Raw genomic sequence first — 20,248 nt, 5'->3', positions numbered from 1 at the left:
ATGGTTGCTTATCAATATAAATTTGCTAAGGTGCTTACGGTTCGTGAACAGGAGAAGTCAGAGACAGAAATAGCGTACAAAGAGTCAGTTAATGCCTTTGAACAGGTTGCTACTGAACTATACAATCTTTTGAAAAAAAGAGAGTCTACTCTAGACACTCAAAACGATTTGCTGTCCAATGGATTAAGTATTGATGGAATACATCATTATTCTAATTTTCTAGAGAGCCTACAAAAAAGAATTGAAGTTGTACAAAAAGAGGTTATACAGGCTAGGTCCAAGATGAACTGGTATGAGGAAAAACTGTTGGAAAAAAGCTTAGAGGTTCGGAAGTTCGAAAAAATGCAAGAAAAGGATTTTGAAAGTTTTCAACAAGAACAGTATCGCCTAGAAGCGATTGTTTTAGATGAGATTTCTTCCTTAAAGTTTCAAAACAAAGAGATTAGGTGAGTAAAGCATGGCAAAAAAGAATAATCAAAAGAAAAGCCTTCATACGATGGACAACGGGCCAAGAAAAATCGGCTTAGGCAAGAAAATATTATATTTGTTTATCATACCGCTTCTCTTTGCTTTGGCTCTCCTTTTAACTTTTGCCCAAATAACAAATATTAATGTATTTGAAAAAGCTAAAGAACTTACCTCGTTTAGTGAGAATAAGCCATTGGATGACAATGCAAAATCAAATCGCTTAGAAGAGAGAGTTGTTTCATTGCAAGCAGAGATTCAGCAAAAAGAAGTACAAATTAATCAGCTTCAGGGCGAAATAGAAAACTCTGTGAAGTCTGAAGAATCCTTGTTGTCAGAACAGGAAAGCCTATTACAGGAAATTGAAGAACTGAAGAGACAAAATGAACAATCAAAAAGGGATTATGCAGAGGTAGTTTCTACCTTCGAAAAAATGTCTGCAAAATCAGCAGCTCCTGTTATCTCGAATATGAGTGATGCAGAGGCATTGAGAATTTTGGCGAGTTTAAAACCAGATACTGTTGCAAAAATTTATGAAAAAATGTCACCTCAGGATGCTGCTAAATATACTGAGCTAATGACCAAGCAGTAGATCGTATTTTGCATGTGAGAGGAGGTGAAAGAAAAATTGAGCATAGCGATATTTAATATGAGACCTCCTGCTGCTGTGCAACCTAAAACAGAGTTGCCAACAGGTAACAGTCAAGGATTTGGAAATGTATTTGGACAAATTCTTTCCAGTCAGTCTGTACCATCTGTTAATGTTGAAAGCCCTGTGAAAACAGAGCAAAATCTTATACAAGATTTACTTTCTCTATTAGATGCCGAATCCATAGAGGATGCACAGAATTTACTTCAAACGGATGAACTACTAGTAGATTCAAATGACTTACATCAATTGTTAAATAAATTGCTAAGCAAGCTTGAAGATTTACAGGAGAACCCAGATCAGAAACAGGATGTTTGGGAAATTCTTGCGAATGTAATGGAACAGCCTCAAAAGCTTGTTGACTCTATCCTTTTAACATTAAATGGACAAGCATCGAATAAGATTACAAGTCCAGTGGAAGCAAAACAAGCAGTAGAGCTTTTAAAGGTAGTCCAACTTATAGGAAACAAAAGTGATTTGACCTTCAAACAAGAAACGACACTTTTTGATCTAAAACAAACATTGGAAACTTTAAAGGAAAACTTAACAAATTTATCATTGATACAAGGTAGAAACTCTACTCCCGTAACTAAAGCATTTATACAACAAGTGGTAATGAATCAATCAGTTACTAAAGGAATGAGTACAGAAGTAGTAACAGAAAGTAAAGAAACCACTTCTGTAAATCAAGGTCAGACAATCACTGTACAAACAAAAGTAGAGACAGTGTCCATGACTCTCCCTACACAAAAATCAGCTCAGTCAGAGGAGTTTATAAAAGAACTTCAAAAGTTGATGAACCGGGTTCAATTTGGACAAGCAGCAGGGGCTAATAGATTAGTGATTAAGCTATATCCTGAACAGCTTGGAACGATCCGCATTGAGTTGATACAAAAGGATGGAATCTTAACTGCAAAAATGCTTGCATCAACTGCCTTAGGTAAAGAAATGCTAGATACGCATTCTGGTCAATTAAGACAAGGACTGGCAAATCAAAATATACAAATAGAGAAGCTAGAGATTACCCAAGCATTGCAAGACACAGCAAAACAGGAGAAAAACCAAGGTTTCCAAGACTCTACTTTTAAACAACATAGACAGCATGATCAACAAGAAGAAGATTCAGATGTTTCAGTTTCAGATATACAAACCACGTTCCAAGAATTTCTAAGTGAAATAGAGGTATAAAAATGGCTGATTTAACACCAATTACAAGCAATATGTACCTGTCATCTAAAAAAACGACTAAAACAACGGGTAATAGTACGCTTGGAAAAGATGAATTTTTAAAAATATTGATGACACAACTTCAAAATCAGGATCCTACTAATCCAATGAAGGATAACGAATTCATTGCTCAAATGGCACAGTTTTCTTCCTTAGAGCAAATGACGAACTTAACGAATGCCTTTGAAAAGTTTGCGCAGGCACAAGAACAAACCCAAATGATTGAATACAGCAATTTTGTTGGTAAGCAAGTGAAATGGCACGAGCTGACAGACAAAAATGGTGTAGATGGTAAGCCTATCACTAACGAAGGAACTGGCCAAATTGTTGGAGTTAAATTCGTAAATGGGAGCGTAGAATTTACACTGTCTGATGGAAAGAAAATTACACCAGGTAACATTTCGGAAGTATTATCAAGCAATGGGAACTCTAACAGTTTAGTAGAGGCAAGTATGATGATTGGAAAAACTATTGGATACACTGATAATACCGTAGAAACAAAAGGTGTTGTTGAATCTGTCTCTAAAAAAGATGGTGTGATTTTATTGAATCTTTCTGGTGGTACTACGATAACAGCAGATAAAATTAATTCTATCCAATAAAGAATAGAACGGAGACTTGCAATGGACCATGTTACTATTAACCGTGTCTCCCTGCAACCAGGTATCCGTCAACCAATAACAACTAAGCAAGTCACACCTCCTAAACAGGCGTTTTTACAGCATTTACATGAAGCCACGGTAAAAACAGAACTAAAGGTAAGCAAACATGCCAATCAGCGATTACTAGAAAGAAATATTCATATTTCAGATGCGCAGTGGCAGCTTGTAAGTGACAAAGTATCAGAAGCGCGCTCCAAAGGTGTAAAGGACTCATTAGTATTGATGGAACAAGCAGCTTTAATCGTAAGTGCAAAAAATGCCACGGTTATTACTGCAATGGATCGTACGGAAGCAAACAATCAATTGTTTACCAATATAGACGGCACAATAGTGCTAGGATAGCAGGACCTTTAAAGGATGCTACGTGCAGTGGACTGATTGAAGCTAGCACACAAATCGAAGGGAGAAATTCATCAATGATTCGTTCAATGTACTCAGGTATCTCAGGACTTAAAAACTTTCAAACAAAATTAGACGTAATAGGTAACAACATCTCTAACGTAAATACTTATGGTTTTAAAAAGGGTCGTACAGTTTTTAAAGATTTAATCTCACAGACGACTTCAGGTGCTTCTGCACCTACAGGAACACGAGGTGGAGTAAACGCTAAACAAGTAGGGTTAGGCTCCCAGTTATCTGCAATTGATACTATCCACTCTGGAGGTTCATTGCAATCTACAGGTAATACATTAGATCTTGCTATATCTGGAGATGGGTTTTTTCAAGTAGCAGATGGAAAAGGAGCAACTGCCACAGCTGGTCCAAATGGATTTGAAAATTATTTATATACACGTGCTGGGAACTTTTATATGGATAAAGAAGGATACTTAGTTAATTCTGACGGGAAATACTTAGTTGGTGCCTCAGCAGTTACTACTGGTGCGCCGGCGCAGTTCCCATTGGCCAATTTAGTTTCTGTAACACCTAATAGCGGGAATTTAGATGCAACTGGTAATGATGGAATTCCTGATAAAACATTTATAACCGGAGCTACTACTACTTATAAACCAATTCAAATTCCTACTGACGCTCAAAGTATGAGTATTAGTCAAGATGGTACTGTGACATTTGTAGACAAAGGTGGAGAACTTAGATGGTCGGGGCAATTGGTTTTAGCCAAATTTCCAAATGCAGGAGGTTTAGAAAAGGCGGGGAACAATTATTTTAAATCCTCACCAAACTCAGGTACTCCGTTAAACTCAGTAGGAACTCAAGATGGTCTTGGAACAGTCAACTCTGGCTTCCTAGAAATGTCTAACGTTGACTTATCTGAAGAGTTTACGGACATGATTGTAGCGCAACGTGGATTCCAAGCTAATACTCGTATTATCACGACTTCAGACCAAATCTTAGAGGAATTAGTTAACTTAAAACGATAAAAAATAGTCTAACAGCTTGACAGTAAGGGAGGGGTGGGCCGTTCCTTGAATGGCCCGGCCCTTAAATAAATGATTAGTTTAACTCGTTTAAACGGTAAAGAGTTTTCGTTAAATGCATTATACATAGAGACGATTGAATCTTTTCCAGATACTACGATAACGCTAACGAACGGTCATAAATATGTGGCGTTAGAAACACGAGAAGATGTGTATGAAAAAATCGCTCAGTTCTACAAGGAAATACATATTTTATCGAATCCTTATTTAAGAGGTGAACAGGATGAAGAATAACAATAAGCTAGTAACTATGATGCTAATTATTTTGGTTTCTCTTACTTTGGTAGGTGTGGTTGCAATTTTACTCTACTTCCAATTTAATAAAGGTGAAGAAGCCAACGAACCTACAATTGATGAGATTGTCGAGTCTTCTGTGGACATTCAAGAAATTACAACTAATTTAGCAGGCGACAAATTTATCCGGATTTCTATGAAAGTTCAAACAGACAGTACAAAGTCGGCAGAGGAACTTACAAAACGAGATTTCCAAGTGAAAAATATTTTGATCACGGAACTTTCGGAAATGACGCCAGAGGATTTAGAAGGTAAGCAAGGTAAGATAAGCTTAGAGTCCTCTTTAAAAACAAAAATAAATGAATTAATGCATGATGGGGAAGTACAGCAGGTGTATATTACTTCCTATATTATTCAGTAAAGTAATTTTTTGAATGGAGGTGGGCAGATTGGCAGGAGATATATTATCTCAATCAGAAATAGATGCATTGTTAAGTGCCCTTTCGACAGGTGAAATGACAGCGGACGAAATGAAGAGCGAACAGGAATCAAAGAAAATTCGTACTTATGATTTTAAGAGAGCTCTGCGTTTCTCGAAAGACCAAATACGAAGTTTGACACGTATACACGAAAATTTCGCACGTCTTTTAACCACATTTTTTTCTGCCCAGTTAAGATCATATGTTCAAATATCTGTAGTGTCCGTAGACCAAATTCCTTTTGAAGAGTTTATACGCTCGGTACCTCATATGACACTCATTAATGTGTTTGAGGTTCCGCCTCTAGAAGGTAATATTCTAATGGAGATAAACCCCAATATCGCATATTCCATGCTGGATTTATTAATGGGAGGGAAGGGTCAGACGCATACAAAGGTAGATAATTTAACTGAAATAGAAACAAAGATAATGACTAATCTCTTTGAAAAATCCTTTGATAATTTAAGAGAAGCATGGAGTAATATAGCGGATATCGATCCAATCTTAACGGAATTAGAGATAAATCCGCAATTTTTACAAATGATTTCTCCAAATGAGACTGTAGTTGTCATATCTTTTAATACGGTTATTGGAGAAACAAGTGGAATGATTAATATTTGTATTCCTCATGTAGTATTAGAACCAATCGTACCGAACCTATCTGTGCGTTACTGGATGCAAACAAATAAAAAAGAAGTGTCACCGGAACAATTAGCAGTCCTTAAAAAACGTGTTAAATCAGCAGAAATACCAGTTGTGACTGAATTAGGTTCTACTGAAATCACGATGGAAGATCTTTTATATCTTCAGTTGGGCGATGTGATTCAGTTAAATGCAAAAGTTGAAGATGCTCTTACGATCAAAGTAGGAGATATACCTAAGTTTAAAGCCCAGCCTGGTAAGCTTAAAAAGAAAATGGCAGTACAAATAATTGAAACTTTGAAAGGAGGAGAGGATGATGATGAGTGATGATATGCTCTCCCAAGAAGAAATTGAAGCCCTCCTACGTGGAACGGTTGACAATGTGAAGGAAGAAAAAGCAAACAAGGGTACATCGAATATTGAAGATTACTTAGACTCTTTTGCTATAGATACTTTAGGAGAAATCGGTAATATTTCCTTTGGAAGCTCTGCTACCGCTCTATCTTCATTATTAGGTCAAAAAGTGGATATAACTACTCCACATATTAGCATGATTAATAGAAGTAGATTAGTGGAGGAGTTTCCACATCCTTATGTGGCGGTACAAGTCAAATATACTGCTGGACTAATAGGTATGAATCTACTAGTTATTAAGCAATCAGACGCTGCTGTAATTGCAGACTTAATGCTAGGTGGAGATGGAATAGATCCAAGTCCTCAGCTAAGTGAAATTCAATTAAGTGCCGTACAAGAAGCTATGAACCAAATGATGGGCTCTGCCGCTACTTCAATGTCCACTGTGTTCAATAAAAAGGTAGATATCTCTCCACCATCCATAGATATTTTAAATCTTATCGAAGGGGAAGGCGAGGAAGCGATCCCTAATGATGATTTACTTATTAAAATATCTTTTAGACTACGAGTAGGAAGCTTAATAGATTCTAATATTATGCAGCTTATACCATTAGAGTTTGGACTGAGCCTAGTTAAATCACTATTGGGTGAGGATGAAACTGAACTAGAGGCTGCGGCAACAGTGTATGAAGAAAGAGTAGAAAGCAATCACGTATCCGTTCCAGTGCCAGACTATTATGAAACACCACCAGTTCAACAGCCAGTTGCACCGCAGCATCAACCAAGACAAAGTAATACACCACCTGTAGAGGTGCAACAAGCTCAATTTGCTAGCTTTGAAGCAACAAAACTAACACCTAATGAGTCGAGAAATTTAAATTTACTTCTTGATATTCCGCTACAAGTAACAGTAGAATTAGGTCGTACTAGAAGGACTGTGAAGGAAATTTTGGAACTTACCAGCGGTTCTATCCTAGAGTTGGATAAATTAGCTGGAGAACCTGTAGACATCCTTGTAAATAATCGTCATATTGCCAAAGGGGAAGTCGTTGTAATTGACGAGAACTTTGGTGTTCGAATTACAGATATACTAAGTCAGGCAGAACGTATAAATAATTTACGATAAGTAATGGAGGAGACATATTATGTCGAAAAGAATTTTAATAGTGGACGATGCTGCGTTCATGCGCATGATGATTAAAGATATTTTATCTAAAAATGGTTTTGAAGTAGTAGGTGAAGCGGCAGATGGTGTACAAGCTGTAGAAAAGTACGCTGAATTAAAACCAGATTTAGTGACGATGGATATCACGATGCCCGAAATGGACGGTATCGAAGCTTTAAAAAAAATTAAAGAAAAAGATCCGAGTGCAACAATTATAATGTGTTCTGCCATGGGGCAACAAGCTATGGTTATAGATGCCATTCAAGCAGGAGCAAATGACTTTATCGTAAAACCATTCCAAGCTGACCGAGTAATTGAAGCAATCTCTAAAGCGATAGGGTAAGAAATGATGTGGAAGCTTTACCTAAATATTTGTATGGCATGTTTTCTATTGATATCTTTTCCGTTAGGTACTGAGGCATCTGTAGATTCAAATGAAAGTATTAAGGATTATTTAGAACGAGAAAAGAACGACTCTGATCCATCTAAAGAAACCGATAGTAATACACCAGTTGAACAAGAAAAGAATACTCCACAAGAAGCAAGTTCAAGTGGAGTATCTATTACAGCCTGGGATTACATTAAAATGATTTTTGCCTTGTTATTTGTCATTGCTTTGTTGTATGGGTTATTACGCTTTTTAAATAAACGAAATAGAAGCTTTCAGCATAACCAGCTCATCCATAATCTTGGAGGAGTTGGGGTTGGACAAGGCAAGTCAATTCAGTTAATGCAAATTGGCAACTCTCTCTATTTAGTAGGGATTGGAGAAAATATAAATTTACTGAAAGAAATTACAGATCCTCAAGAAATAGAAGTGTTAACAAAACTATATGAGGATAAGCTTGGAACTGCTCAAACGCTTCCTTATATTATGGAGTTAATGAATAAACTAACAAAAAACAAGACTCATAAGGCAAAAAATAACGAAAATCCTTCATTTAATGAAACGTTTCAAAAAAAGCTAGAAGATATAAAAAGAGACCGTAGTGAAGTATTAAAGGATTGGAAGACAAAGGAGCGCAAAAACAATGAATGATTTCGTCCAATTCTTCTCGGACAGTGATCCGTCAAATGTCTCCACTTCTATCAAATTAATGCTTTTACTAACGGTTTTATCTTTGGCACCAAGTATTTTAATATTAATGACTTCCTTTGCTAGAATTATGATTATTTTGTCTTTCGTACGTACAGCTTTAGCAACCCAACAAATGCCGCCTAACCAAGTATTAGTTGGTTTAGCCTTATTCTTAACGTTTTTTATCATGGCACCAACACTTCAGGAAGTGAATGAAACTGCCTTGACTCCTCTCTTTGATGAAGAGATTACGTTGGAACAGGCTTATGAAAATGCTAGTGGACCATTTAAGGATTTTATGAGTGAGCATACAAGGCAAAAGGATTTAGAACTATTTTTAAGATATACCGAAGCAGAGCGACCAGAATCAATTGATGATATTCCATTGACAGTAATGGTACCTGCTTTTGCTTTAAGTGAAATTAAAACAGCCTTTCAAATAGGTTTTATGATCTTTATTCCTTTCTTAGTAATCGACATGATTGTGGCTAGTGTCCTGATGTCGATGGGGATGATGATGTTGCCACCGGTAATGATATCCTTACCATTTAAAATTTTATTGTTTGTATTAGTGGACGGATGGTATTTAGTTATGAAGTCCATCCTACAAAGTTTTTAGGAGCTGATTGTATTGAGTAATGAAATGGTAATATCAATTGCAGAAAGAGCCATTTGGGTCATTCTTCTTGCATCAGGTCCTCTTTTGTTAGTGGCTTTAATAACAGGTCTTGCAGTGTCTATCTTTCAAGCAACAACACAAATTCAAGAGCAGACTCTTGCATTTGTTCCTAAAATTATTGCAGTTTTAGTGGCTATCGTCTTTTTTGGACCATGGATGCTATCACAAGTGACCTCCTATGCTGCAGATATTTTTGAAAACTTAGTGAGATATATTGGTTAGTTCAATGGAAGAGATCATACCTAGACTAACTGTATTACTATTAATTATTGCTAGAGTTTCAGCGTTCATGATTACATTGCCACTGTTTTCACATCGTACTATTCCAGCTACACACAAAATTGCCTTTGCCGTGATTCTCTCTTGGATGATGTATTACACGATGGATGTGAGTCCTTTTGAAATTAACGGAGAATACATATTATTAATCATCAAGGAAGTAATGGTAGGCTTATTTGTAGGGTTACTAGCCTATATCATTCTTTCTGCAATTCAAATTGCTGGCGGATTTATCGACTTCCAAATGGGGTTTGCAATTGCCAATGTAATAGACCCTCAAACTGGAGCGCAAAGTCCGTTGATAGGACAATTTTTAAATATTATTGCACTTTTATTACTGTTAGCTTTAAATGGTCATCATTTGCTCTTAGATGGAATTTTTTATAGCTATCAGTTTATCCCTATGGAAACGACTTGGCTTGCTTTTGGACAAGAAAATTATGTGGAATTCATTATGAAAACATTTGCGGGAGTTTTTGCAGTTGCCTTCCAGATGTCTATTCCTATCGTGGCGACTCTATTTCTAGTGGATATCGCGTTAGGAATAACAGCTCGTACAGTTCCTCAGTTAAATATTTTTGTAGTGGGATTCCCTATAAAAATTGGGGTTACGTTTATCGTGTTATTAGTCATGATGGGAGTCTTACTGGCTGTTATGCAAAAAGTATTCGAGATGATGATCATCGCTATGCGAGATTTAATGATAATTTTAGGTGGTGGCTAATATGTTAATGCTCCGATTGGATTTACAGTACTTCGCAGGAGAAAAGACAGAAAAGGCTACTCCTAAAAAAAGACAGGATTCTCGAAAAAAAGGACAAGTGCTAAAAAGTCAGGATGTTACAAGTGCCATTGTGTTACTAGCAGTATTCGTCTTTATGTTTTTCTTTGCAGGTTTTTTACGAAATGAGATTTTTACTTTCTTCAATGTTACTTTTACAAAGTATATGTTAATGGATTCAATTTCCATCCCCATAGCCATTGAGATTTATAAGGATATGCTAATGGAAATGGCTATGATTTTGCTTCCTATCATGTTAGTAGCGGTAGTTGCTGCTGTTGCTGCAAATTTCTTTCAGTTTGGCTTGCTCTTTACGACGGAGCCTTTGAAATTTGATTTGAAGAAAATAGATCCGATAAAGGGACTTAAGCGAATCTTCTCGATGAGGGCGGTCATTGAACTATTAAAATCCATTCTTAAGATTACATTTATAGGATCTGTTACAACGATGATTTTATGGATGAACCTTGAGCAAGTACTCTCTTTGTCCTTCAAAACTGCTTGGGACACCTTATCAACGATAGGCTGGCTCACAGGGATGATGGGTATTGTCGCTTCCCTTGTCTTGTTGTTTATATCGATCTTAGATTTCTTCTATCAGCGTTTTGATTACGAGAAAAATTTGAAGATGTCTAAGCAGGATATAAAGGACGAACATAAGAACTCAGAAGGAGATCCTATTATTAAATCACGTATTCGACAGAGACAAAGAGAAATGGCCATGCGTCGAATGATGCAGGAAATTCCTACAGCTGATGTTGTCATTACGAATCCTACTCATTATGCTATTGCACTAAAGTACGATGACCAATCAATGGAAGCCCCAATCGTAGTGGCCAAAGGTGCAGATTACGTTGCTCAAAAGATTAAAATGATTGCTAAGGAAAATGACGTGGTAATGGTTGAAAATCGGCCACTGGCTAGAGGGATGTATGACCAGGTTGAAATTGGTCAACGAATTCCCGATGAATTCTTTAAGGCGGTAGCTGAGGTATTAGCTTATGTGTATCGCATTAAACAAAAAATTTAAAGATTGAGGTGGAAGTATATGCAAGTCCGCGATATATCCGTTTTAGCAGCAGTAATTTCTATTGTGGCTATGCTCGTGATACCTCTTCCTCATTGGTTATTGAGTTTTCTAATCATTGTTAATATTACTATTGCTCTTTTAATTTTAATGACGGCAATGAATATGCAAGAGGCATTACAATTTTCTGTCTTCCCAACATTATTATTATTAGTAACCTTATTTAGACTTGCGCTTAATGTTTCCACTACACGCGCGATTTTAGCTGAAGGGGATGCGGGGAAAGTAGTAGAAACGTTTGGAACATTTGTTACAGGCGGGAATATGTTAGTTGGGTTAGTAGTTTTTGCAATTTTAGTTATAATCCAATTTATCGTAATCACTAAGGGAGCGGAACGTGTATCAGAGGTTGCTGCCCGTTTTACCTTGGATGCCATGCCTGGTAAACAAATGAGTATTGACGCTGACTTAAATGCCGGAATGATTTCGGAAAAGGAAGCAAGAGAGAGACGTGAAAAGGTAAGTGGAGAAGCCGACTTTTATGGTGCGATGGATGGTGCAACCAAATTCGTAAAGGGTGATGCGATCGCTGGTATCATTATCGTAATTATTAACTTACTATTTGGTATTATCATTGGTGTAGTTCAGTTTGAACTACCTTTTGGTGAGGCTGCAGTTTTATTCTCCACAATGACTGTTGGAGATGGACTTGTGTCCCAAATTCCGGCTTTACTAATATCGACTGCTACAGGGATTGTTGTTACAAGAGCTGCATCTAAAGGTAATTTAGGTGGAGATATTACAGGTCAGCTATTAAGTCAGCCTAAGCTACTTTATGTAGCAGCTGCCTCAATTGCACTTCTGGGGATTGTGACCCCTATAGGAGTGATTCTTACTTTTCCTATCTCAGCTATTTTAGTTATTGGTGCTTACATGATGGGTAAAACTGAAAAAGAGGATCCGGAAGAACTAGAGGAGTTCCAGGAGGAAGCAGCTACCGATAATATGAAGAGCCCTGAGAATGTTATTAATCTATTAAACGTAGACCCAATAGAATTTGAATTTGGCTACGGCTTAATACCACTTGTTGATACAGCACAAGGTGGAGATTTACTTGATCGTGTAGTAATGATTCGCAGACAGCTGGCGTTAGAGCTCGGTATAGTCATTCCGGTAGTACGGATACGTGATAATATTCAACTTCAGCCAAATGAGTATCGGATTAAAATAAAAGGAAATGAAATGGCTCGAGGGGAATTGCTATTAGATCACTATCTTGCTATGAGCCCTGGAGATGACGATACGATCGAAGGGATTGACACGATTGAACCTTCTTTTGGATTGCCGGCTAAATGGATATCTGAAGCGGTCAAGGAAGAAGCAGAGATTATGGGATATACAGTCGTAGACCCACCTAGCGTTGTTTCTACTCATATGACAGAAATCATCAGAAACCATGCCCATGAGTTACTTGGTAGACAAGAGACGAAACAGCTCATTGATCATATTCGTGAAACATCTCCAATTCTAGTGGACGAATTGACTCCAACTCCGATGACGATAGGAGAGATTCAAAAGGTACTAGGAAACTTACTAAGAGAGCATGTTTCAATCAGAAACTTGCCAATTATTTTCGAAACACTTGCAGATTATTCAAAAATGACATCCGATGTCGATATATTAACTGAATACACTAGACAAGCTTTAGCAAAACAAATAACTTCTCAATATGCTGGGAACAGTAATACGCTCAAAGTTTTAACGGTGTCTGGTAGAGTAGAGAAAATGGTTGCTGATAGTATTCAACAAACTGAGCATGGTAACTACCTTTCAATTGATCCTACTGATTCGCAAGCTATATTGGAATCTATGGCAAGAGAGGTGGAACGAGCTTCTCTGATGGAGCAGTCTCCGATAATATTATGTTCACCAGCAGTAAGAATGTACTTAAGACAAATGACCGAAAGATATTTCCCTCAAATCCCGATTCTTTCATATAACGAGCTAGAATCATCTATTGAGGTACAAAGCGTTGGGGTGGTGAATGTTGAATGAAAATGAAAAAATATATCGCAGCCACTATGCCTGAAGCAATGAAGGCTATTCGTAAGGAATTAGGAGACGAAGCAGTAATTCTAAGTTCTAAGGTTGTATACTCAAAGGGTTTTCTAGGAATGTTTAAAAAGAAATCTATTGAGGTTTTAGCTGGAATGGATAGTATAGAGCTTCCAAATAAAACACCAAATTTACCGACTGTTCAGATTGATTCAGATTCTAATCAAACTTCAGAGATAAAAAAAGAATTAGAAGATATAAAGAATATGGTTAAATCGATTCAACGTCCACAGTTGGAACAACAATATTCGGAAGAACTTCATACACTTATTCACCACCTTAAGCAACAGGAACTAGCAGAGGAGCTTATCACGCGAGTAAGTGATGAGCTTTTTGTGCATGGTAAAACAACGATTGAAGAACAATTAGATTTCACAAAAAACTATTTAAATAATCTCCTGAGTGATCTTTCATTTGGAGGAATCTCCTACGAAAGAAAATTTATTAATGTGCTAGGACCCACGGGTGTTGGTAAAACAACGACGATAGCAAAAATGGCCGCTCGTGCAGTTCTTGAAAAGAAGAAAAAAGTAGGGTTTATCACAACCGATACTTACCGCATTGCTGCAATAGAACAATTAAAAACATATGCGGGTCTTCTACAGGCACCTATTGAAATTGTCTACAGTCAAAAAGACTTCCAACAAGCTGTTCATCAATTTGAGAAATTGGACCTGGTCTTTATCGATACGGCAGGTAGAAACTATAAAGAAGTTAAATTTGTAGAGGACTTACAAAAGTTAATCGATTTTAAGGACAACACGGAAACTTTTCTTGTACTCTCTTCTACCTCTAAAGAAAGAGATATGGAAGTAATAATAGAGCAATTTACAGAGTTTCCAATTGAAAAACTGATATTTACTAAAATCGATGAAACAAATTCTATTGGCTCGATGATTAATTTAATGGTTAAATATAACAAGGGACTTGCTTACTATACAGATGGGCAAGAAGTACCGGAAGATATTGTAGAGGCTAGTCAAGATGGAATAGTCGAGTTGCTATTAAAGGGGATTCATAATGAGAGATCAAGCTGAGGAATTACGATTGAGAATGCTTCGCAATCATAGTCAGTTAGGCCGTTCAATTGCAGTAGTTAGCGGAAAGGGGGGCGTAGGGAAAAGTAATTTTTCTACAAACTTCACATCGATGCTAAGTGCGCAAGGGAAAAAAGTAGTCTTAATCGATATGGACATTGGAATGGGTAATATTCACATTTTACTTGGAAAATCAGCGCCTCATAATTTAAAAGATTATTTAGTGGGAGAAAAATTATTAGAAAGTGTCATGTTTGATGGACCAAACGGACTGAAATATATATCTGGAGGTTCAGGGCTAAATGGAGTCTTAGAGTGGTCGGACAGTATGTTTGAAAGGCTAATTGAAGCGTTTGAATTCCTTCAAAAGTCCTATGATTATATTATTTTCGATATGGGTGCTGGGGCAACATCTCAAACATTAGACTTGTTAGTTGCATTAGATGACATTATCGTCATAACAACGGCTGAGCCTACATCAATCACTGATGCCTACTCTATGATGAAATATATATATCTTAAAGATCCACAGAAAAGCTTCTTTCTATTATGCAATCGAGCTTTCTCAAAAGAAGAGGGTGAAGATACTACGGCTAGATTGAAGTTGGCTATGTCCAAATTCCTTTCGAAGGATGTTGTTGTTCTAGGGAGCTTACCAGAGGATCCCACAGTACGTAAAGCAGTCCAACAGCAAGTACCTTTTTCCATTTTGTATCCGCAAAGTGAAATCTCTAAAAAGCTTTCCTCTATTGTTAGCAAGTTTACAGAAGAACAGTTGGTAGCAGTTCCGTCTAATCCGAGTAAGTTTATTGATAAATTGAAAAGCTTATTTAAAGGAGGCGGTAAGTAGGATGGAACCAAAGAAAAAATTACTTATCGTGGATGATTCAGCTTTTATGCGTAAATTAATCGGAGACTTTTTTAAGGAAAACAAAACAATTGAAGTAGTTGGTATAGCCCGAAATGGATCAGATGCCCTTAGAAAAATTAAAACACTACGTCCTGATGTTATTACGATGGATGTAGAAATGCCAGAGATGAATGGAATAGAAGCCCTAAAACAAATAATGATTGATTCGCCTGTTCCAATCATTATGCTTTCTAGTACCACGCAACGGGGTACGGAAAGTACTTTACTAGCTATGGAATATGGTGCAGTAGACTTTGTAGCTAAACCTAGTGGCACCATATCTTTAGATTTACATAAGATTAAAGATGAATTAGTAGAAAAAGTAGAACATGCTTCAAAAATCACTATAAGTAAATTAAAAAAATTACAACTACCAACAAGAGAAGAGCCAAAGGTAGTGATGAACCAATCTGTTACACATAGGTTGCTAAACAAAAAAAAGATGGTATTGATCGGTACTTCTACAGGGGGACCACGAGCTTTACAAGAGGTTCTACCCAGTTTACCAGGGGATTTAAAGGCTCCTGTTTTAATAGTTCAGCATATGCCTCCTGGGTTTACTAAATCACTTGCGGATCGTTTAAACCAACTATCCGAGATAGAGGTAAAGGAAGCAAGTGAAGGAGATATTATTAGGAATGGACATGCTTATATAGCTCCAGGTGGATATCATATGCGCATAAAAAAAGTAGGAACGGCTTATACGATAAAACTTGATGATGTAGAGCCTCCTAGAGGAGGACATAGACCGTCTGTGGACGTTCTATTGGAAGACAATAGCAGCTATAATGACTTTGATAAAATCGTAATCATTATGACTGGTATGGGTTCGGACGGCTCTAAAGGCCTGAAGCGGTTAGTTGAGGCTGGTAACGTAGTAACAATTGCTGAATCCTCGAATACATGTATTGTTTATGGCATGCCTAAAGCAGCGGTAGAAACAAAATTAGTGAATGAAGTGGTAGATTTAGAGAGAATTGCAAACACAATCACACGGTATTTACCTTAAAGGGGAGTTAAGTTCATGGATATCAATCAATATTTAGAGATGTTTATAGAAGAAAGTAAGGAGCATTTACAGGCATGTAATGATCATTTACTAGAACTAGAGAAAAATCCCCAGGATCTTTCTATTGTTAATGAAGTATTTCGTTCTGCTCACACATTAAAAGGTATGTCTGCAACAATGGGTTACGAGGACATAGCTAATCTTACTCATAAGATGGAGAATGTTCTAGACGAAATTCGAAATAGCCGTTTAAATGTTACTCCAGAGCTTCTTGACGTAGTTTTCGTAGCGGTGGACCAGCTAGAAGAAATGGTCTTTAACATTGCTGAAGGCGGAGATGGAAAACTGAATGTAGAAGAGACTGTAAGAAAGCTTCATGAGATTGAAACCGGGGAAATAGAAGTTGCTGCTACTGTTGTAAATAATGTTTCTTCAACCTCGCTAGAAAATTACTTAACTTATGACGATTATGAAATGACTGTCATACAGCAATCTGCAGAACAAAATTATTTTTCATATGAGATATCTATCAAACTTCGAGAAGATTGCTTGCTTAAAGCTGCCCGCGTGTATATGGTTTTTGAGCTACTTGAAAAAATGGGAGATGTTATTAAATCTTCTCCTTCAGTTGAAAAGCTCGAAGATGAGGATTTTGATGAGCAGTTCTATGTAGCCTTCGTTACGACGGAAACGCAAGCTGATGTACAGAAGAAGCTGATGAAAGTATCAGAGGTTACGGAAGTAATCGTAAACACGGTTAGCCTTGAACAACTAAAGAAACGACAAAGTGAAGCCTTAGAAAAAGACGAAAGCAGCGTCATAGAACAACAGAATGAAGAGAAACCAACAACGGAATTGAAGGCTTCTAGAAAAAAACAAACAGTTACAAAGAATAACCAGTCGCACGGAAACAAAACAATTCGGGTTAACATCGAGAGATTAGATATATTGATGAACTTGTTTGAAGAGTTAGTAATTGACAGGGGTAGGCTTCAATCTATTTCTGAAAATCTACATGATAGTGAATTAGAGGAAACTGTCGAACGTATGGCAAGAATTACGGGTGATTTACAGAATATCATTCTCACAATGCGTATGGTACCTGTAGATACAGTATTCAATAGATTTCCTAAGATGGTTAGACAGCTAGCAAGAGACTTAAACAAAAAGATTAATCTACAAGTTATCGGTGCTGAGACTGAATTAGATCGTACGGTCATAGATGAAATTGGAGACCCACTTGTTCATCTTATTAGAAACTCTTTAGATCATGGTATTGAAAGTCCTGAAATTCGAAAAGCAAAAGGTAAACCAGAAGAAGGTACTGTTATACTTCGAGCGTACCATAGTGGTAATCATGTCTTTATTGAAATTGAGGATGATGGTGCTGGAATTAATCGTGAAAGAGTATTGAAAAAAGCTATAGCTAAAAACATTGTAACATCAGAGGCTGCAACGGTAATGAGTGATAAACAGGTTGCAGAGTTAATATTATCATCTGGTTTTTCGACGGCGGAAGTCATTTCTGATGTGTCAGGACGCGGCGTAGGTCTGGATGTAGTAAAAACAACGATTGAATCATTGGGAGGCTCTATTGAGATTTCTTCTACTGAAGGACAAGGCTCCTTATTTTCTATTCAACTACCTTTAACACTGTCTATTATTTCAGTCATGTTAGTGGAACTAGGAGAAGAAATTTTCGCTGTCCCTCTTTCTTCTATTATTGAGACCGCAATTATTCGTTCATCCGACATTTTAAATGCTCACAATCAGAAGGTCATCGATTTCCGTGGTAATGTTGTGCCGCTCGTATTCTTAGATGAAGTATTTGAAGTTCCTCAAGAGCGTACAGAGGAAGAATTTCATTCAGTGGTGCTTGTAAGAAAAGGTGACAAAATGGCTGGCTTAGTTGTTGATTCATTTATTGGCCAACAAGAGGTCGTATTAAAAACTCTTGGAACATACTTGTCTAGTGTATTTGCTATTTCAGGAGCAACTATTCTAGGGAATGGGAAAGTAGCCTTAATAATTGATTGTAACGCTTTAATAAGGTAGGGGGAAAAATAATGACAGAGGCTTTAGAAACAGAATACTTAAAAGTAGTTGTTTTTCAATTAGCGGACAAAGAATACGTAATACCAGTAAGCCAAGTACAAGGAATTGAGAAACTGATTCATATAACAAGAGTTCCCAAGACTCCTTCTTTTGTAAAGGGTGTCATTAATTTACGAGGTGTAGTTACACCTATTATCGATTTGAAAAGCAGATTTGGTTTAGGTGAAAGTAATTTAAATGATTCCTCACGAATTATTATAATTTCATTAGATGATATGAATGTAGGTGTCATCGTAGACTCTGCAAATGATGTGTTAGATATTTCGAAGGATTCCATTGAACCACAGCCGGAAGTAGTTGGAGGATTAGAACAAGACTTTATAGCAGGTGTTACTAAAATTGACAAGCGTCTATTAATATTGCTGCATCTAGATTTAGTTTTAAATCCTATTAAGACAGGAGCTTAGTTTAATGTTTGAAAAGCAAATTACTTCCGTCCATCTGGATGTTCTTCGAGAAATTGGGAATATTGGAGCAGCTCATGCTGCTACTGCACTGTCCATGCTATTAAACAAAAAAATAGATATGAATGTTCCTAAGGTAGAAATGGTGACCTTCGATGAAATGATGGAGCTAGCTGGCGGGGCAGAAAGTGTTGTGGCAGGTATATATCTTCGAATTGCAGGAGATGTCAATGGGAGTATGTTCTTTGTATTACCTGTAGAGCAAGCAAATCAATTTATTCGGAGATTAGTTCAAGATGACCAAATAGATTTTGAAAAGGCTCAAGTAACTGAGATTGGCGCATCTGCTCTTCAAGAACTAGGTAACATATTATCAGGCTCTTATTTATCCGCTCTCTCTGATTTTACAAAGCTAAATATTTACCCATCTGTTCCTGCATTATGTGTAGATATGGTAGGAGCAATCATTAGTTTTGGTCTTGTAGAGCTTTCACAAATAAGTGATTATGTAATTGTCATTGATACAGCTATTAACGAAGAAGAAATGGAAAATGGAAAAAGTGTCCACGGACATTTCTTCTTACTTCCAGATCCAGAATCATTTCAGTCGATCTTTCAAGCCTTAGGAGTAGAATAATATGATTGAACAAGCTCAAATGGCAGCAGTGGTGAAGGTAGGAATTGCTGATATGAACATTGTTAAGGCTCCTCAAATTATAAGGACCACAGGCTTGGGGTCTTGTGTTGGAGTAGTTTTATATGATGATAAATCTCAGATAGCTGGTATGGTTCATATAATGCTTCCTAACTCTTCTTTAGGTAGAAGTGAAAACATTAATACGGCCAAGTTTGCTGATACGGGTATTCAAGCGCTTATTAACCTCTTAAAGCAAGAAGGGGTAAGTAGTGATAGACTTCGAGCTAAAATAGCTGGCGGTGCACAAATGTTTCAATTTTCGTCCAGTAGAGACACGATGAGAATAGGTCCTAGAAACGTAGAAGCAGTAAAAGAATATTTAAAAAAATACTCCATCCGAATAATTTCAGAAGATACTGGAGGGAATAGCGGGAGAACAATTGAGTTTGATCCTCTGACCAAGCTGTTAAATGTACGGACGGTTAACCAAGGGGTGAAAAATATTTAATGGTTGGAACGATGATGTCTAATTTTTGGATAGCGTTGCTAACATTTAGCATTCTTTTTCTCTTCTCTTACCCATTTATAGAAGGGGCAATTATTCTTATACCGATTATTTTGTGGGCTATCCTATCTTTCTTTATAACTTTTGGGGGTCGTGCAATTTTATCTTATGTACTAGACGATAGAATGAAAAAAATAGAAGTCGAGGTTCCTTTTACCCAGGATAATTCTCAAACAAAAGTTGTTGGATCAAAAGAATACGCTGAAATTATAAAAGATATGATAAATGAGGAATCTTAAGTGGGGGGCGATTTTTCTTCGTCTCCCCTTTTTGTACGAAATTTTGGTATAATATCCATA

At 37.0% G+C, this 20,248-nt stretch carries 25 protein-coding genes; all 25 read left to right on the top strand.

Translation table 11 applies throughout. From position 1 onward, the window contains the following. The 25 genes from fliJ to MKY09_RS12580 all read left to right on the top strand — a co-directional run bounded on the left by fliJ (position 1) and on the right by MKY09_RS12580 (position 20,188). Entirely contained in the window at positions 1-450 is a 450-nt protein-coding gene (fliJ, locus tag MKY09_RS12700; protein ID WP_251552910.1) for a flagellar export protein FliJ, read from the top strand. A 7-nt stretch (positions 451-457) separates the two neighbouring features. Next, positions 458-1,057: a hypothetical protein gene (locus MKY09_RS12695; RefSeq protein ID WP_342566810.1), complete on the top strand. Its 600-nt coding sequence runs from the start codon at positions 458-460 to the stop codon at positions 1,055-1,057. A gap of 36 nt (positions 1,058-1,093) precedes the next feature. After that, complete coding sequence (locus tag MKY09_RS12690; protein ID WP_342566809.1) at positions 1,094-2,302, top strand: flagellar hook-length control protein FliK; 1,209 nt, start codon at positions 1,094-1,096, stop codon at positions 2,300-2,302. 2 nt (positions 2,303-2,304) lie between these two features. Further along, positions 2,305-2,943 (top strand): flagellar hook assembly protein FlgD, encoded by a 639-nt coding sequence (flgD, locus tag MKY09_RS12685; RefSeq protein WP_251552907.1) that lies wholly within the window; start codon positions 2,305-2,307, stop codon positions 2,941-2,943. Positions 2,944-2,964: 21 nt separating this feature from the next. Next, complete coding sequence (locus MKY09_RS12680; RefSeq protein ID WP_251552906.1) at positions 2,965-3,345, top strand: TIGR02530 family flagellar biosynthesis protein; 381 nt, start codon at positions 2,965-2,967, stop codon at positions 3,343-3,345. 74 nt (positions 3,346-3,419) lie between these two features. Then, entirely contained in the window at positions 3,420-4,382 is a 963-nt protein-coding gene (locus MKY09_RS12675; RefSeq protein WP_251552905.1) for a flagellar hook-basal body complex protein, read from the top strand. A gap of 69 nt (positions 4,383-4,451) precedes the next feature. Continuing rightward, positions 4,452-4,673 (top strand): flagellar FlbD family protein, encoded by a 222-nt coding sequence (locus MKY09_RS12670; protein WP_251552904.1) that lies wholly within the window; start codon positions 4,452-4,454, stop codon positions 4,671-4,673. Continuing rightward, the gene (fliL, locus tag MKY09_RS12665; protein ID WP_251552903.1) at positions 4,663-5,094 is read left to right on the top strand and encodes a flagellar basal body-associated protein FliL; all 432 of its coding nucleotides are present in this window, start codon (positions 4,663-4,665) and stop codon (positions 5,092-5,094) included. Before MKY09_RS12670 ends, fliL begins: the two co-directional genes overlap by 11 nt. A 28-nt stretch (positions 5,095-5,122) precedes the next feature. Continuing rightward, positions 5,123-6,121: a flagellar motor switch protein FliM gene (gene fliM, locus MKY09_RS12660; RefSeq protein ID WP_342566808.1), complete on the top strand. Its 999-nt coding sequence runs from the start codon at positions 5,123-5,125 to the stop codon at positions 6,119-6,121. Next, a complete protein-coding gene (gene fliY, locus MKY09_RS12655; RefSeq protein WP_342568246.1) occupies positions 6,114-7,274 on the top strand; it encodes a flagellar motor switch phosphatase FliY in 1,161 nt (386 codons plus the stop codon). The genes fliM and fliY overlap by 8 nt, the downstream gene beginning before the upstream one ends. A 19-nt stretch (positions 7,275-7,293) precedes the next feature. Continuing rightward, positions 7,294-7,656, top strand: coding sequence for a response regulator (locus tag MKY09_RS12650; protein WP_251552902.1), 363 nt, complete (start codon positions 7,294-7,296; stop codon positions 7,654-7,656). Positions 7,657-7,659: 3 nt separating this feature from the next. Further along, positions 7,660-8,352 carry a flagellar biosynthetic protein FliO gene (locus tag MKY09_RS12645; protein ID WP_342566807.1) on the top strand — a complete coding sequence of 231 codons (693 nt, stop codon included), beginning with the start codon at positions 7,660-7,662 and terminating at the stop codon, positions 8,350-8,352. Then, on the top strand, positions 8,345-9,010 hold the full coding sequence (fliP, locus tag MKY09_RS12640; RefSeq protein WP_169358606.1) for a flagellar type III secretion system pore protein FliP: 666 nt from the start codon (positions 8,345-8,347) through the stop codon (positions 9,008-9,010). Before MKY09_RS12645 ends, fliP begins: the two co-directional genes overlap by 8 nt. A 12-nt stretch (positions 9,011-9,022) precedes the next feature. Next, complete coding sequence (gene fliQ / locus MKY09_RS12635) at positions 9,023-9,292, top strand: flagellar biosynthesis protein FliQ (protein WP_144538065.1); 270 nt, start codon at positions 9,023-9,025, stop codon at positions 9,290-9,292. Between the two features lie 4 nt (positions 9,293-9,296). Beyond that, positions 9,297-10,073 (top strand): flagellar biosynthetic protein FliR, encoded by a 777-nt coding sequence (gene fliR, locus MKY09_RS12630; RefSeq protein ID WP_342568245.1) that lies wholly within the window; start codon positions 9,297-9,299, stop codon positions 10,071-10,073. Between the two features lies 1 nt (position 10,074). Further along, complete coding sequence (gene flhB / locus MKY09_RS12625) at positions 10,075-11,160, top strand: flagellar biosynthesis protein FlhB (protein ID WP_169358607.1); 1,086 nt, start codon at positions 10,075-10,077, stop codon at positions 11,158-11,160. Positions 11,161-11,178: 18 nt separating this feature from the next. Next, positions 11,179-13,212: a flagellar biosynthesis protein FlhA gene (gene flhA / locus MKY09_RS12620; protein WP_342566806.1), complete on the top strand. Its 2,034-nt coding sequence runs from the start codon at positions 11,179-11,181 to the stop codon at positions 13,210-13,212. Then, the gene (locus MKY09_RS12615) at positions 13,209-14,309 is read left to right on the top strand and encodes a flagellar biosynthesis protein FlhF (protein WP_342566805.1); all 1,101 of its coding nucleotides are present in this window, start codon (positions 13,209-13,211) and stop codon (positions 14,307-14,309) included. The genes flhA and MKY09_RS12615 overlap by 4 nt, the downstream gene beginning before the upstream one ends. Further along, on the top strand, positions 14,293-15,159 hold the full coding sequence (locus MKY09_RS12610) for a MinD/ParA family protein (protein WP_342566804.1): 867 nt from the start codon (positions 14,293-14,295) through the stop codon (positions 15,157-15,159). The genes MKY09_RS12615 and MKY09_RS12610 overlap by 17 nt, the downstream gene beginning before the upstream one ends. A 1-nt stretch (position 15,160) precedes the next feature. After that, positions 15,161-16,228, top strand: coding sequence for a chemotaxis response regulator protein-glutamate methylesterase (locus MKY09_RS12605; protein ID WP_342566803.1), 1,068 nt, complete (start codon positions 15,161-15,163; stop codon positions 16,226-16,228). A gap of 15 nt (positions 16,229-16,243) precedes the next feature. After that, positions 16,244-18,283 carry a chemotaxis protein CheA gene (locus MKY09_RS12600; RefSeq protein ID WP_342566802.1) on the top strand — a complete coding sequence of 680 codons (2,040 nt, stop codon included), beginning with the start codon at positions 16,244-16,246 and terminating at the stop codon, positions 18,281-18,283. A gap of 11 nt (positions 18,284-18,294) precedes the next feature. After that, entirely contained in the window at positions 18,295-18,750 is a 456-nt protein-coding gene (locus MKY09_RS12595) for a chemotaxis protein CheW (RefSeq protein ID WP_342566801.1), read from the top strand. 4 nt (positions 18,751-18,754) lie between these two features. Then, entirely contained in the window at positions 18,755-19,384 is a 630-nt protein-coding gene (locus tag MKY09_RS12590; protein WP_342566800.1) for a chemotaxis protein CheC, read from the top strand. A 1-nt stretch (position 19,385) separates the two neighbouring features. Further along, positions 19,386-19,892, top strand: coding sequence for a chemotaxis protein CheD (locus MKY09_RS12585; protein ID WP_342566799.1), 507 nt, complete (start codon positions 19,386-19,388; stop codon positions 19,890-19,892). Beyond that, positions 19,892-20,188: a hypothetical protein gene (locus MKY09_RS12580; RefSeq protein WP_342566798.1), complete on the top strand. Its 297-nt coding sequence runs from the start codon at positions 19,892-19,894 to the stop codon at positions 20,186-20,188. The genes MKY09_RS12585 and MKY09_RS12580 overlap by 1 nt, the downstream gene beginning before the upstream one ends. Positions 20,189-20,248 lie beyond the last annotated feature (60 nt).

Origin of the sequence: Psychrobacillus sp. FSL K6-4046 (assembly GCF_038624605.1) — a bacterium.
Taxonomy (GTDB): domain Bacteria; phylum Bacillota; class Bacilli; order Bacillales_A; family Planococcaceae; genus Psychrobacillus.
Note: the sequence above shows the minus strand (reverse complement) of the source record. Positions and strands in the feature narration are given on the sequence as shown.